Source organism: Acinetobacter sp. ANC 4636 (genome assembly GCF_054454555.1).
In genome coordinates this window covers 35,271-49,953 of the sequence record NZ_JBTKVD010000007.1, presented here as the reverse complement: position 1 = coordinate 49,953, position 14,683 = coordinate 35,271, and the positions used below count along the sequence as shown (strand labels likewise).

Genomic DNA, 14,683 nt, shown 5'->3' with positions numbered 1-14,683 from the left:
TTCTTTCAATCATATTTAGAAAGTCCAATCAGATTACACTCCGCAATGCATTTCCTTATTATAAACACATATTAATCTATCAAATAAAATCAAATGTAATTACACATAAATAGTATTTATTTAAGAAAATTTTACGTATTAATACACATTTGTAATGCAGAATGCTTTACATTTTAAATTACACAAAACATAAATTAATCATTTTATAATTATATTAATTTTTATTATTAAAATTAAATAAATACAATAATTTAAGTTAAGCATTAAAAAATAAATATATTTTAACAATAGATAAAAATTTAAATTTATAGTAATTTACTTGCAATAAAAAAAACACCATCTATAATCAAATTAGATTATTCTCAAGCACTTATTAATAATTAAGTTATAGATGATGTATATTTTATAAACTTAATTTCAAGTAAAAACATTGACTTTAAAATTTTGTTATTTAAATATGATTCTACAGAAATATAAAATTGTTTTTGGTGGCCCAATGGGGGCAGGAAAATCTTCTGCAATTCAGAGTCTGTCTGATATTCCTGTTATTTCTACAGAAGCTCTCAATACAGATCTAAAATCACATCAAAAATCCCTAACAACCGTTGGTATTGATTATGGAGAAGTTATTTTAGAAGATGACTCAACCATTGGTTTATATGGAACACCTGGGCAAGAGCGTTTTAATTTTATGTGGCCCATTCTATGTAAAGGTGCAATTGGCAGTATTATTTTAATTGACCATTCCAAACCTGACCGTCTCAAAGATTTAGATTTCTATATTCAAGCTTTCCGTACATATAGTGAAAACCTCGTCATTGGAATCAGCCATCTCGATGAGTATCAAGGCCAATTACTGAAAACTTATCGTGATTATATGCAGGTTCATCGTTGTCACTACCCTGTCTTTGCTGTCGATGCCCGAAACAAAGCCGATATTTTACTGCTGGTTGAAGCACTCATGACCAATGTTGAAGTCGATTTAATTGGATAAGGTAAAATAAATGAATCTTCCCAACTCTACACTTTCTAAAGAATTTATTACTTTCTCTAAAGCAGAAATTTCTAGCTTACTGAATAAAGTCCAACATGTTCAATTCAGCATGCTCTGCACCACTGATGGCTTAGAAATTGCTATGGCCAGCAAGCAAGACTGGGACAACTCCAGCAAAATTGCGGCTGTCAGTAGTTCAATTATGGCTTTAATTTCAGCATTCATTACCGAAATGCATTTAGATGAATGTAAAACCATTATGTTGGATACATCCAATGGAAAAGCACTGTTGAGCACTGTTCCTCATCCACAGTTTCCAAGCGTGATTGTAGTCTTAGCTCAAAAACAGGTGTTACTGGGAGAGCTGCTTTATGAGCTTAAACAAACTGCTCAACACTTTTGTGCCTTTCAATCTTTAGCTGCTTAATTCATCGATTATGAAAACACTCACTGCCACCATTTTGGGTTTAAATAGTGAAGCTTCTCAAGCACTCAAATTAGATATCGAAACTGCGATCCCTCATGGCTTCGTTATTGAGTGGGTTACACTCTCAGACAAAACTGTTGATGTTATGTTCATTAATCACCATTTTCTGGACAGCAAAGCCATTCAAAACTATCTCCAACAGCATCCTGACGTGCATTATTTATACCTTGAGTATAACGCCACATTGGCTGGAAAAATTCTGAATAATCAACTGTATTACCCTTTTGAAAACTCTACGGACTTAAGTGCTTGGTTGCGCATTAAATTTGTTCAAATCGCACCCAAAGTACAGCACATCCCTCTCAACCTCAGCAAATATATTGAAGAAATGCTGGTGCCAAGGAATAGTTTCTTGCGTCTGTATCAACACGAGGAAGATTTAGCCATTATTGATACACGAACTGAACGTATCTTTTTACATCCAAATTTACCTATACAACAATTTTTTTCTCCAAATGTTGAACAAAGTTATGCCAAAAGTTCAAGAGTCAATGCAGTGCAAGGCTACTTTAAAGTTGCTGATTTGAAAGTTTGGTTATGGGAAACCCTTTATCCTGCGCGTCATACTTTTACAGTAGAGTCTATCCCTTTACATAATTGTTATCGTTTATTGCAATGGCCACAGTTTACCACCTGCTCTGAACGCAAATATTTATTAAAAATGGCAGCGTTATTTGCCAGAGGTGCAGAAATTGAATATGTGATGCGTAAAGCCAACTGCTCAGCCCAACAAGTCAAAGAATTTATTTATCTCACTCAACTTTTAGGCATGAGCGAACAGATTCCCAATCAAGAAACTCGCTTTCTTGTACACAACGTGGAGCAAGAATCCACATCTATGGGGATATTCCAAGGTCTTTTCGGCAAATTACGCCGCAAACTTGGAATTTAAATCAAAGAGCATTTTGCTCATTTTTCTATTTTGGAGTACGTAATGGCTCGTTTACAACTTGATCCTTTAGCCAATATTGATGGCTTTTTTGCAGCTGCACTGATTGACAGTGAAAGTGGATTAGCTCTCGCAACTTTAGGAACTGGTCTAGACTTAGAACTAGCAGCTGCGGGCAATACCGAAGTATTGCGCGCCAAACGAAAAGTTGCTAAGTCTCTAAATTTAAATGACAATATTGAAGATATGTTGATCACACTAGGTCGCCAATATCACTTAATACGTCCGTTAGATGGCAATCAGAATCTGTTCTTATATTTAATTTTGGAACGAAATAAGTCGAATCTGGCTATGGCTCGTCATGAGTTACGTAGCTATGAAAAAGAACTCGATTTCTCATAAGCCTTCAAACAAGATTGTCTGTTGAAGCAGACAATCTTCGATCTTATTTTTCTACCTAACTTGGGTCTTGTGGAATACGGGTATAACGATCGACCACCACACTCACCATCATATCGCCTTGTACATTGACCACGGTACGAACGGTATCCAAAATACGGTCAATCGGCAGTAAAATCGCAATGGCTTCGGCAGGTAAACCGACAGACTGTAACACCATAATCATGGTGACCATACCCGCACTTGGAATGCCAGGCGCCCCCAAGGAGGCAATCATGGCGGTTAAACAGACAATAATCTGCTGCCCCAAATGCAAATCCAGCCCAATTAAGTTGGCAACAAACAGCGCTGCTGCCGCTTCATAAAGCGCCGTGCCATCCATGTTGAGATGTGAACCGAGCGGAATTACAAAACCTGCAATTTGTGGACGTACACCCAGATTTTCCTGTGCACACTTCATACTCAGTGGCATAGTGGCTGAGCTGGAACTGGTGGCAAATGCCGTAAGCAATGCCAGACGCGTACCTTTGAAAAATTTCCACGGCGACATTTTGCCAAAAATCCACAGTAATAGTGGCAAGACCACAATGCCATGAAACAAGGTGGTGCCCGTCACCACCGCAGCAAATTCTGCCAAACGGCTCAGTACCGACAAATCTTCTTTGGCAATCAGTTTAGCCAGCAGCGCCAAAATTCCAATGGGCGCAAGCTTCATCAGCCAGCCCACCAGCATCATCACCAGTTCAAAAAACTCATGACTTAAACGGCGAATCCCTGTAAAGCGCTCGCCCCCATACACCAGTGCCAGACCAATCAGCATGGAAAAAATCACCACTGACAAGACATTGCCATCACTAAAGGCTTTAAATGGGTTAATCAGGGTATTTTGGACAAAGTTCACCAGAAATGAGGAAGCATCCAGATTTTGTGCTGTGGGTGGATGCTGCTGCATCGCAGTTTGGAACAGGGCAACATTTAGCCCCTTGCCCACTTCAAATAAATGCGCACCCAGCAAGCCCAGAAATAACGACAGACTCATGGTCGTCAAACTACAGAGCAAGGTAATTTTCCAGACCCTGCCCAGTTGATGCCCCGACTCCAGACTGGCAACCCCGATCACAATCGAAGAAAATACCAGTGGGACAAGCAACATTTTCAGGAAACCAATAAAAATACCACTGACTATGCCCAGTACATATAAGCTGCCATTAAAGAATGTCGTATCTGGATAAAACCGCAGCAACAAACCATAGGCAATGCCTATTAAGGCTGCAATAAAAATCTTGGTATTTAAACTCATCTTGCCTCAGTTCTTATTTTAAGCGATTGAGTACTATGGCATGACAACAATGTGGAATCGAGTGCTATTTTAAATCTGCAAATCAGGTTTAGGATAAAGGCTAAGGCAAATTTTTACCTTAGCCTGCTGATTTTATTGCGTTTCAATTTCACGTAAACGCATTAAACCTTCCTGAACAGTACTACACACCAGTTCACCATTTTGCCACATGCGCCCAAAATTCAGACCACGCGAGCTGGCACTGACGGTTGCTTCCATCTCATACAGCATCCAGTCATCGGCACGCAGTGGTTTATGGAAATAAATCGCATGGTCGATACTGGCACACTGCAAACTCGGTGATAGATAATTTAAGCCGTGTGGACGTAATGCCGTGGTCATGAGGGTAAAATCTGAATAAAACGCCACAATCGACTGATGCAGGGCAATGCTGTCTTGTTCTGCCTTAATTTGCTCATGAGTACGCACATAATGTGAATAATGTGGAAGCTGTGGCTGCGGGCGAAATGGATTTTGAATGTCTTCTACAGGGCGCAGCTCGACATGACGATCGCGCATAAAACTATTACGCACATTTTCAGGCACAAATTCCAGCAAACCTTGCTTAATCTGCTTTTCATTTTGCAAGGTATCAGGTGCAGGCACATCTGGCGCATGACGCTGATAGTTTAAGCCTTCTTCTGGTGTGGTAAATGACACCATAGCGGTAAAAATCGTGCGTCCATGTTGAATCGCACGCACCTGACGGCTAACAAAACTCTTACCGTCACGTAAACGATCCACTTCATAAATAATTGGGGCTTCGACATCTCCGCCAAACAGAAAGTAAGCATGCAATGAATGTGCAGGGCGATCGGTAGTATACGATGCTGCACGCAATGCCTGCCCTAACACCTGACCACCAAAGACGCGTTTGCCAACCAGATTACGGCTCTGCCCACGATAAATATTTTCTTCAAGTTTTTCTAAACTGAGCAAATCAATTAATTCTTGGGTGAGTGTCATCATCAATTACCTAACTAAGCGGTTTTTAAGACCATAAAAATCTACTGATTATTTTGCCACAATCCCAAGCAATGGCGCGGGTAGAGATATAATTTAGTGAGTTTTATCCAACCAAACCATAAGAAAAACCCATAAGATCAATATTTTTCTGATTTCAATGACATGAAACTACGTTTTTTCAACGTAATTTGTGCGCAAAGCCCGACATTTTGGTTAAAATTGGCGAAAGGTTCGATTTGTTCCATCTCATCACCCTTCATCCTGTTTGTTTTTATCACTTTGCCTTTGTGTTGAAGTAGGAGTTTCTATGTCCAAGAATAGTTTTGGTCAGATGTACCGTAGACTATCAAGCAAAATTATTGATCTTGTGGTGACTCCACATGTTCTTGGCGATGTTCCACCGACTTCTGCTGTATCCACAGAAAGTGGCGAAGTTGCGGCTCAACCGCAAAAGATTGTTTGCTATGTCTTGCAAAATTACTCACGCAGTAATGCGCTGGTGGTCGATAGTGAAACCCGCAGACTCAAATTACCGCCTGCATTAGAACCCTTACAATTGGGCAGTACGACAGAAAAAAGCTCGGTATTCTTTTTACAGCAACCAGACCATAACTATTTGCTCAATGCCAGTGCGCCAACCTTACCCCCTCGCCTATTGCGCATGATTGAAATGCTTGAGCAACAGCCTGAGCTAGACATTCAGTTAGTGCCTGTGACCATTTTGTGGGGGCGCTCACCAGACAAAGAAGATTCTTTATTTAAACTGCTGTTTACTGACACATGGGCCACACCAAGCACACTCAAGCAGTTGATTAATATCGGGGTGCATGGTCGCCAGTCCTTTATTGAATTTCATCCTGAACAGTCGTTACGTGAACTGGTTAACTTTGCCAAAGAGCAACGCCCGAACCTGTCACCTGCGACATATATTATTAATCAACTGAATCAATATCTTGATCGCCAACGTGAAGCCGTACTTGGCCCTGACTTGTCAGATCGTCGTAACGTGATGCAGTCTCTGGTCAAGGCACCCGATGTTCAGGAAGCCATTCGCCGTGAAAGTATTCGTGGCAAAATCAGTCTGTTTGAAGCTGAGCGCCGTGCCATTGGCTATGTCAATGAAATCGTATCGGATTATTCTTATTCAACCGTACGCTTTGCCGATATGGCACTGACCCGCCTGTGGACACAGCTTTATGATGGCGTTGAGGTACATAATTTCAACACGGTACGTGAACTGGCAAAAGACTATGAAGTTGTCTATACCCCATGCCACCGCAGTCACATCGACTATTTATTGCTGTCTTATATTATTCATCGTCGTGGCTTGATGGTACCGTACATTGCTGCGGGCGATAACCTGAACCTGCCTTTTGTCGGTCAATTATTACGTGGTGGTGGTGCATTCTTTATTCGCCGTTCTTTCCGTGGAAATGGCTTATATACAACTGTATTTAAAGAATATTTATATAGCATCGTATCGCGAAATACACCACTCGAATACTTCATTGAAGGTGGGCGTTCTCGTACGGGGCGTTTGCTACCGCCAAAAACAGGCATGCTTGCGATGACAGTACACAGTCATTTGCGCAGTACCAGCAACAAACCGATTGTGTTTATTCCGACATATATTGGCTATGAACGCCTCATGGAAGGTTCAACCTATATTGGCGAAATGCAGGGTAAACCAAAAGAAGCCGAGTCGCTGATTGGGATTGTCAAAACCTTGCGTAAAATCGAGCGCATTTTCGGTAAGGTACATGTCAACTTTGGCGAACCTGTATTTTTGAATGACCTGCTCAAAGCGCACAATGCTGACCAGATTCGTATTGAAAAGAATGATGAGCCAATTCCTGCTGTGGTATCGGATGCAGTCACCAGTTCCGCTCATGCGATCTTGGAAAAAATTAACAATGCGGTGGTAATCAACCCTGTTTCTCTATTGTCACTGATTTTACTGGCAAACGATAAACACACACTCGATGAAGAACTGTTTATTAAACAGCTTGATACCTATCGTCATCTAGCAACCAAACTGCCTTACGATGCGCGCAGTGAAGTTACCTCTTTGTCAGGCAAAGAGATGATCAGTTATGGCTTGAAACTCAAATTGCTCAAACGTGTGCAACATGCACTTGGCGATATTATTACCGTAGAGGACAACCAAGCAGTATTGCTGACGTACTTCCGCAATAACGTTTTGCATGCCTTTGTCTTGCCATCACTAATTGCGTCTTTGGTGGAACTCAACGGCAAAATCAGCCGCGAAGATTTAGGCAATGTGATTTGTACGCTGTATCCATTCTTAAAAGCTGAACTGTTTATGAAATGGGATGTGTCGGAGCTTAATCAACCCATTCAGGCCTATACAGATGCCATGATTGAAGCGGGTCTGATCTCAAGCGATGCTCAGGGTGACTTGCATAGCCCAACACCGAATTCGGAAGCGCATAATCAATTGGTGCTGATGATGGCACCTGTCAAACAAAGTCTGGAACGTTACTACATGACTTTGGCACTCATCACACAACGTGGCTCAGGCAATATTTCAGCGAAACAGGTTGAAGATTTGAGTCACTTACTCGGGCAGCGTTTGTCAGTGCTGTTTGAATTCAATTCACCAGAGTTCTTTGATAAGGCATTGTTCCAAAGCTTCCTCAAAGTGTTGACTCAGCAAAACTATATTAAGACCAATGAACAAGGCTTCTTGGAATACGACGAAAACTTTAGTCGTGTTGCTCAGTATGCCAATTTGGTCTTGGACGATGCCACTCGTCAAATGCTGCGCCACATCACCACTTTTAGCGATGATGAGTTACAGCAAGCCTTGGCGGCGATGGCAGAACACAATGCCAAACGTCGTTCAAAACGTAAGAAAAAATAAGTTATCCAGCTTTAAAAAACCGCATTTTTGAATTAGTGCCAGTTAGTTAGTTGACTGGCACTTTCCATTTTAAATTCATCACATTATTTGATACACGGATACGTCATCCACAATTGTTTGAGGTAGGACTAGATTAATAAATTGTTGTTTCTGCGATTTATTTTATTATTGCTTATAGTGAACGAGTTTTGTGGTGAGGAGCATTGCTCCGCAAGATGGTTTCCTTGCGAAGCTTGGTTTCTCATTTGCCGAAACAAAAGTAGTGATGAGCTCCAAGAATTGGACTTAAAACGATAAGATGCAATTTTAATTTTATAAGAACCAACTAAAGCATTTATTCTTCACCGCTGTAACTGCCAAATATCAAATCTTTGAGTTCATTTTTACATCTTTTCAAATCAATTAATTCATCGTGGCTGCTGTACCAATAACGCTGCATAATCTTGAAAACAATCGGCATGCTGTAACTGAAAACCGCTTCGTTGCAAACGTGTCGCATACAGGCGCTTACCCGAAACTTGCTCAGGCTGTTGTACAGTTAGATTCGGCAAACCCAATTGTTGTTGAAACCATGCAATCACTTCATGCAAAGGAATCGGCTGAGGATTACTCACAATATAACTCGGCTGATGTTGTTTTAACTTAGTCAGGTCTGCCAAAAAACCTGCCAAATCATCCGCATGAATACGGTTACTCCAGTGGGTATTTGGATAAATGCGGGTGTTCTGTGCCAGCTTGCACATCCTCGCTACACTGTCTCCATAAATTCCGCTTGGACGAATGATGATACTCTGTTCAGGGTATGCTTTCTGCCAGCGCAGCTCCATTTCCCGCAGTAAATGCCCCTGCTCATCACTCGGTTGGATTAAACGATCATCATCAATACTTTCTCCCGCATTTTCACCATAAACACGGGTAGAAGACACCACCACCACTTTTTTGACAGGATGTGAGCATAGCGCTGCCACAATTGGCGCAACCGAATCAACATAAGTCTGTTGATAACCCTCAACACTACTCTGTTCAGGGCTAAGCAACACATACACCCAGTCAATCGGGGCGAAGGTTGATAAATCTAAATGATGAACATCTTGAACATAATGCTGGGCAAACGGATCGGTTTTCGGGCTACGACTAATTGTGCTAATCTGGTGTCCTTGTGCAAATAGCTGTTTTGCAACGCGTTGAGATGTTTTACCATAACCAATAAATACAATATGCATGACATGACCTAAGCTGGAGGGACATGGCTTTAATTCATCAATTACAAGGCGTGGGTCAGGCAACCGCTGCACTCTTGGAAAAACTGAATCTATTCACCACCGACGATTTGCTATTTCACTTACCACGTGACTATGAAGATCGTAGCAGCATTATTGCCATGAACCAACTACAAGTTGGACGCAGCTATTTGCTCGAGGGTGTGGTGCAATCCGTCGATTTTCCTGCGGGAAAACGTAAGTCCATGGCAGTGGCACTACAAGATGATTTTGGCAAAGTCACCTTGCGCTTTTATCATATCTATAAAAACCTGACCAATACCTTACAAGTCGGCAATCGGGTTCGGGTGTTTGGCGAAATCCGTGTTGGCGCACGCGGTTTGGAATTGTATCATCCTGAAATTCAAGCGATTCATGCCCATACTCCATTACCCAAAACCCAACTGACTGCGATTTATCCCAGTACGGATGGTTTAACCCAAGCCAAGCTACGTGAGTATGTCAAACAAGCCTTACAACAGCATAGTGATGCTTTGCCTGAACTGATTCCCAGCCAGTTTTGCAACGGTTACGCGCTTAAAGACGCGCTGTTTTATATTCATGAGCCACCTCTCAGTGCCAACATGCAACAACTGGCACAGGGTTCACATCCTGCACAGCAACGCCTGATTTTTGAAGAACTGGTGGCGCATCAACTGAGTTTGCTTGCACGTCGTGCCTATATTCAGCAAATCCAAGCGCCTGTTCTACCCAGCAGTAGGGTCCTTGCCAAACAGCTTTTGGCTGGACTGCCGTTTAAAATGACCAATGCGCAAAAACGGGTGTCTAAAGAAATCGCTGATGATCTAAAACAGAACAAGCCAATGCTACGTTTGGTACAGGGTGATGTCGGTGCAGGAAAAACACTGGTTGCAGGCATAGCAACCTGCCATGCACTAGAAGTCGACTGGCAAGTGGCACTAATGGCACCCACCGAGATTTTGGCAGAGCAGCATTATCTGAATTTTAAACGCTGGTTTGAGCCTTTAGGTTTAAACGTGGCATGGCTCTCGGGCAAACAAAAAGGTAAAGCTCGTATCGCAGCCGAAGAACAGATTGCCACAGGTGCAGCACAACTGGTGATCGGCACGCATGCCCTGTTTCAGGACAATGTAAAATTTGCCAAACTCGGTTTGGTGATTATTGATGAACAACATCGTTTCGGGGTCGATCAGCGTTTGGCTTTGCGTAACAAAGGTGATGCCCTGTACACACCACATCAACTGGTAATGACCGCTACCCCGATTCCCCGTACACTGGCGATGAGCGCCTATGGCGACTTAGACACCTCGATTATTGACGAACTACCTCCTGGGCGCACCCCGATTCAAACCGTTGCGATTCCAATCGACCGCCGTGAAGAAGTGCTGCAACGTATTGCCAACAACTGTGCCGAAGGTAAACAAGCCTACTGGGTCTGTACCTTGGTTGAACAGTCGGAAACTCTCGATGCCCAAGCTGCCGAAGCAACCTATCAGGAAATTCAGCAGCGTTTTCCTGAACTGAAAATTGGCTTGGTGCATGGCAAAATGAAAGCCGATGACAAGCAGCGCGTGATGCAGCAGTTCAAAGACAACCAACTGCAACTGTTGATTGCCACGACAGTGATTGAAGTCGGGGTCGATGTACCCAATGCTAGCTTGATGATCATTGAAAATGCAGAACGACTGGGTTTATCGCAGTTACATCAGTTACGCGGGCGGGTTGGGCGTGGCGCTTTAGCCAGTTTTTGTGTGTTACTTTATAAAACCCCGCTATCAAAAAACGGACATGAACGCCTGTCGATTTTAAGAGAAAGTAATGATGGGTTTGTCATTGCGGAAAAAGATCTGGAGCTACGCGGGCCTGGTGAAATGCTTGGAACCAAACAAACAGGTGATCTGGGTTTTCGGGTCGCCAAACTGGAGCGCGATGATCATTTGCTCAATCAAGCCCATGATGTGGCGCAGCAAATCATGCAAAAGTATCCGCAACTGGTTGAACCCCTGCTAAAACGCTGGCTACCTGAGGCACCGCGCTATGCTTATGTCTAAATTGTCTCAGCTGTTACAACCTGTGTTGAGCTGCAGCCTGTGCCAAAGTGATCGGGCGACCCAAACTTCTGTCTGTCAGGATTGCTGGCAACAATTGCCATGGCTCAAACAACATATTCATCGCCAAGAAATGCAAATTCAGGTCGCTGCCTACTATCAGTACCCGCTTGATCGGATGATTCAACAATTCAAATACGAACAGCAACTGCATTATCTGCCGTTATTTAATCATATGTTGAGTCAGCTTAAATTTCCCAAAATTCAAGCGATTGTTCCCATGCCTATTTCACAGCAGCGTTTGATTGAACGGGGATATAATCAGGCCTTGCTTTTGGCAGAGCATTTAGCCAAACGACTGAATGTCCCAATCTGGCAACCCATTCTACGGCAAGATCAGCAACATCAGAAAGGTTTGAACCGACTGGAACGACTCAGCAATATTGAACAGCAGTTCGTGATTCAAGCCCCCAGTAAAGTACGTTACCGCCGTGTACTGATTGTGGATGATGTCATCACGACGGGGAGCTCAATTCAGGCATTGCATACAAAATTACAGCAACTCGGTTGCCAGCAGATTTATGCAGTTTGCCTCGCAAGCCCCAAAGCTTAACGCAACATGGTACCAAGCTGATCAACATTTGGGGTGGCAGCAACTGGATAAATGGATCATGACGAATCTATTCAGTAGATGACAAGTCATAGCAAACCGTTATGCTACGCTTTCATTCATTCCCCATTTTGGCTGTGGTGGCTGATACTGTTCAAACTGGGTCAATAAAGTTTCAATCTGATCCGAAATTAACAAGGTATCGGCAAAGCGAGAGTGGGTAAAACCTTGTCTGACCGTCGCTTGGATCATGGATAGTAACGGATCATAAAATCCCATCACATTTAAAAATGCACACGGTTTTAAATGAATTCCTAGCTGAGCCCACGTCCATTGTTCAAAAATTTCTTCCAGTGTACCCGCACCTCCTGGCAAGGCAATAAACCCATCAGCAAGCTCAGACATTTTAGTTTTACGCTCATGCATGTTGCGGACCACATACAATTCGGTTAAATGTGGGTGCGCCAATTCGCGATTTACCAGTACCTCAGGAATCACACCAATGACTTTTCCACCTGCTTGCAAAGCACTATCAGCAACAACCCCCATTAACCCAGAACGTCCACCACCATAAACCAAAGTTTTACCTTGCTCGGCAATTTTTTGCCCAACTTGTTGCGCAGTTTCTACAAAAATTGAATCATTACCTGCTTTAGAGCCACAAAAGATTGCGATTGAATTCATAAAATTGACCTACTATTGATCTGTCATGTATTAAAAATAAACTAAAGCGAAATTTTTTTAGCAAAATAACGAACTGATCAGTGTTTTTCCGCAATTCCTTGTCTAAAATACACCCACCGTTTTACCCCCGACCTATCCAAGGGAGAAAGACACCGATGCTTGAAGCTTTTTACGCAACAGAGCGTGGGAGTCTCGAAGATGCAACCATTAATGGTGGATTCGACTTACACCCAGAATTAGTATGGATTGATCTGATTGCACCTTCACAAGAGGAGCAACAATGGGTTATTGATGCCTATGAACAGAATCTGCCTACACTCAAATCGCTTGAAGATATTTCCTCATCAGCTCGATTCTATCGCGATGATGATGGCATTTTACATATCAGTACTTATTTTTTAACGAAAAATAAAAACTATCAGGTCGATAATGAAAGTGATGAGCAGGATCATATGCTGGCAACGGTACAAACCGTTGCATTTATCTTAAATAAACAGCGCCTGCTTACACTTCGTGGTGAGAAACTGGTGTCGTTTCGTGCATTTCGTGCCCGCGCGCGCCGCAACGATTACGATGTAGACTATAAAGACCCTGTCTGGATTTTACTGGGATTATTCGAAGCCAAGCTTGATGAGCTTGCTGATATCTTGGAAGATATTCATAAAGATCTAGAAAAATATTCAACCGAAGTTCTAAATAACCACCACCGCGAACAAGTGCTTGATCTTGATGACATGGTCACTCGTTTGGCACAACAAGAAGACATGCTCGGAAAAGCGCAACTGTGTCTGATCGATTTACGCCGTATTCTCAGTTTTCTATCTCGCCCACGCGCTTTAGGTAGCCATATTTATGATGGTGAAATTCGGGAGATGAGTGAAGATGTGCGTTCCTTGGTTGAACATACAGCGTTCTTATTCCAGAAAGTACGTTTCTTACTCGATACCACATCAGGCTTCATTAACTCAGAACAAAGCGATACGATTCGTCGTTTCTCGATTTTACCTAGTTTACTCACAGCACCGATGCTGGTCACCAGTCTTTATGGGATGAATACGACTGTTCTACCATTTGCGCATGGAGATTTCAGCTTTACTGCTGTCTCTATCATTATCGTTGCATCATTTGTTCTTCCAACTGCTTATTTCCGCTGGAAAAAATGGATATAAAAAAAGCATCCTATCTGGATGCTTTTTTATATTGCATGCTTTAACTCAACAAAATCAGATCATCCTGTAAATGGCAGGCTTCAATAATCTTGAGCATTTTGACTGGAACTGCCTGAAAATGTAGTCCCTTTTGTTCTGGCGTCTGGCGTAACCACTGTACCAAAACCGCCAGCGCAAGTGTATTACCAAGCTGCAACCCTTCCAGATTCACCACCACAGGAAAATGTGCTTGCTGGCGAATTAGCGCCAGACCTTTCTGGTAAATTTCGGCTGCATTCTCAAAATTAATCGTGCCTGACAGGCATAATTGCTGATGTTTAAGCTCAATCACAATGCACCTATCTTATTTTTTCACCGCAGCATCAGCATCTGGTTTAAAGGTCGCAATCGCTTTATCGATGTTGCCACCATTACGTTTTACAGTTGCTGCAAACTGGTTGCGGAATTGTAAGCCCAAATCGATTCCAGCCACATTAATATTACGGATTTTCCATTGGCTATTATTATCCGTCAACTGGAATGATACAGGGGTTTTTTGCCCTTGGTTAACAAAGTCAATGGTGACCACAGGGAATGCACCACCTGTAGGTTTATAAGGGCGTAGACTATAACTTTGATTGCTATATTTTGCTAAAGCTGAGCCATAGTTTTGAACTAGACTTTGACGCAAATTATGTTCGAATGCTGCACGTTGCTGTGCGGTACTGTTTTGTGGTGCAGCATAAGTTCCCATTACAATGCGGGTGAATGACTGCGCATCAACATATGGGTCAAGGTTTTGCTTCACAATTGCATTGACAGATGCTGGGTTGCTTTGCAATTTGGCATGGTCTGCTTTTAAACGGCTAATCAAAGCATCTGCAACGCGTTTTACAAATACTGGCGGTGCTTCAGCAGGCGCTGCAAACGCAGTTCCTGCGATCATGCTAGATAAGATGCCTGCTGTAAGGGTTTGTTTCAATAAAGTATTCAA

General features: G+C 42.5%; 14 protein-coding genes. 8 read left to right on the top strand and 6 right to left on the bottom strand.

The features are described 5' to 3' along the window. Positions 1 to 457 precede the first annotated feature (457 nt). The 4 genes from ACX1N5_RS09170 to ACX1N5_RS09155 are packed head-to-tail and all read left to right on the top strand — an operon-like array spanning position 458 to position 2,772. Positions 458 to 994: a GTP-binding protein gene (locus ACX1N5_RS09170; RefSeq protein ID WP_458801755.1), complete on the top strand. Its 537-nt coding sequence runs from the start codon at positions 458 to 460 to the stop codon at positions 992 to 994. Between the two features lie 10 nt (positions 995 to 1,004). After that, positions 1,005 to 1,421 (top strand): roadblock/LC7 domain-containing protein, encoded by a 417-nt coding sequence (locus ACX1N5_RS09165; protein ID WP_131379311.1) that lies wholly within the window; start codon positions 1,005 to 1,007, stop codon positions 1,419 to 1,421. 10 nt (positions 1,422 to 1,431) lie between these two features. Beyond that, on the top strand, positions 1,432 to 2,373 hold the full coding sequence (locus ACX1N5_RS09160; RefSeq protein ID WP_458801757.1) for a hypothetical protein: 942 nt from the start codon (positions 1,432 to 1,434) through the stop codon (positions 2,371 to 2,373). A 42-nt stretch (positions 2,374 to 2,415) separates the two neighbouring features. Continuing rightward, on the top strand, positions 2,416 to 2,772 hold the full coding sequence (locus ACX1N5_RS09155) for a roadblock/LC7 domain-containing protein (RefSeq protein ID WP_131379315.1): 357 nt from the start codon (positions 2,416 to 2,418) through the stop codon (positions 2,770 to 2,772). A 55-nt stretch (positions 2,773 to 2,827) separates the two neighbouring features. Here ACX1N5_RS09155 and ACX1N5_RS09150 read toward each other — a convergent pair whose 3' ends face one another. Together ACX1N5_RS09150 and ACX1N5_RS09145 are read right to left on the bottom strand one after the other, a co-directional pair. Next, positions 2,828 to 4,069: a dicarboxylate/amino acid:cation symporter gene (locus ACX1N5_RS09150; protein ID WP_131379317.1), complete on the bottom strand. Its 1,242-nt coding sequence runs from the start codon at positions 4,067 to 4,069 to the stop codon at positions 2,828 to 2,830. 132 nt (positions 4,070 to 4,201) lie between these two features. Further along, complete coding sequence (locus tag ACX1N5_RS09145; RefSeq protein ID WP_131388983.1) at positions 4,202 to 5,077, bottom strand: acyl-CoA thioesterase; 876 nt, start codon at positions 5,075 to 5,077, stop codon at positions 4,202 to 4,204. A 304-nt stretch (positions 5,078 to 5,381) separates the two neighbouring features. Here ACX1N5_RS09145 and plsB point away from each other — a divergent pair, with 304 nt between their 5' ends. After that, a complete protein-coding gene (gene plsB / locus ACX1N5_RS09140; RefSeq protein ID WP_131379321.1) occupies positions 5,382 to 7,958 on the top strand; it encodes a glycerol-3-phosphate 1-O-acyltransferase PlsB in 2,577 nt (858 codons plus the stop codon). Between the two features lie 407 nt (positions 7,959 to 8,365). Here the strand turns inward: plsB and ACX1N5_RS09135 are convergent, their stop codons facing one another. After that, positions 8,366 to 9,181, bottom strand: a complete 816-nt coding sequence (locus tag ACX1N5_RS09135) for an NAD-dependent epimerase/dehydratase family protein (protein WP_131379322.1) — start codon at positions 9,179 to 9,181, stop codon at positions 8,366 to 8,368. A gap of 23 nt (positions 9,182 to 9,204) precedes the next feature. Between ACX1N5_RS09135 and recG the strand changes: the two genes are divergently transcribed. Continuing rightward, positions 9,205 to 11,250, top strand: a complete 2,046-nt coding sequence (recG, locus tag ACX1N5_RS09130; protein WP_458801761.1) for an ATP-dependent DNA helicase RecG — start codon at positions 9,205 to 9,207, stop codon at positions 11,248 to 11,250. Continuing rightward, on the top strand, positions 11,237 to 11,860 hold the full coding sequence (locus ACX1N5_RS09125; protein WP_131379326.1) for a ComF family protein: 624 nt from the start codon (positions 11,237 to 11,239) through the stop codon (positions 11,858 to 11,860). Before recG ends, ACX1N5_RS09125 begins: the two co-directional genes overlap by 14 nt. 99 nt (positions 11,861 to 11,959) lie before the next feature. On the opposite strand, the gene ACX1N5_RS09120 is transcribed toward ACX1N5_RS09125, so the two are convergent. Continuing rightward, positions 11,960 to 12,541, bottom strand: coding sequence for an LOG family protein (locus ACX1N5_RS09120; protein ID WP_116727401.1), 582 nt, complete (start codon positions 12,539 to 12,541; stop codon positions 11,960 to 11,962). Positions 12,542 to 12,696: 155 nt separating this feature from the next. Between ACX1N5_RS09120 and ACX1N5_RS09115 the strand changes: the two genes are divergently transcribed. Next, a complete protein-coding gene (locus ACX1N5_RS09115) occupies positions 12,697 to 13,710 on the top strand; it encodes a CorA family divalent cation transporter (RefSeq protein WP_131376992.1) in 1,014 nt (337 codons plus the stop codon). Between the two features lie 40 nt (positions 13,711 to 13,750). On the opposite strand, the gene ACX1N5_RS09110 is transcribed toward ACX1N5_RS09115, so the two are convergent. Together ACX1N5_RS09110 and ACX1N5_RS09105 are read right to left on the bottom strand one after the other, a co-directional pair. Beyond that, complete coding sequence (locus tag ACX1N5_RS09110; protein ID WP_004754055.1) at positions 13,751 to 14,041, bottom strand: STAS domain-containing protein; 291 nt, start codon at positions 14,039 to 14,041, stop codon at positions 13,751 to 13,753. 12 nt (positions 14,042 to 14,053) lie between these two features. Then, a complete protein-coding gene (locus ACX1N5_RS09105) occupies positions 14,054 to 14,683 on the bottom strand; it encodes an MlaC/ttg2D family ABC transporter substrate-binding protein (protein ID WP_131379329.1) in 630 nt (209 codons plus the stop codon).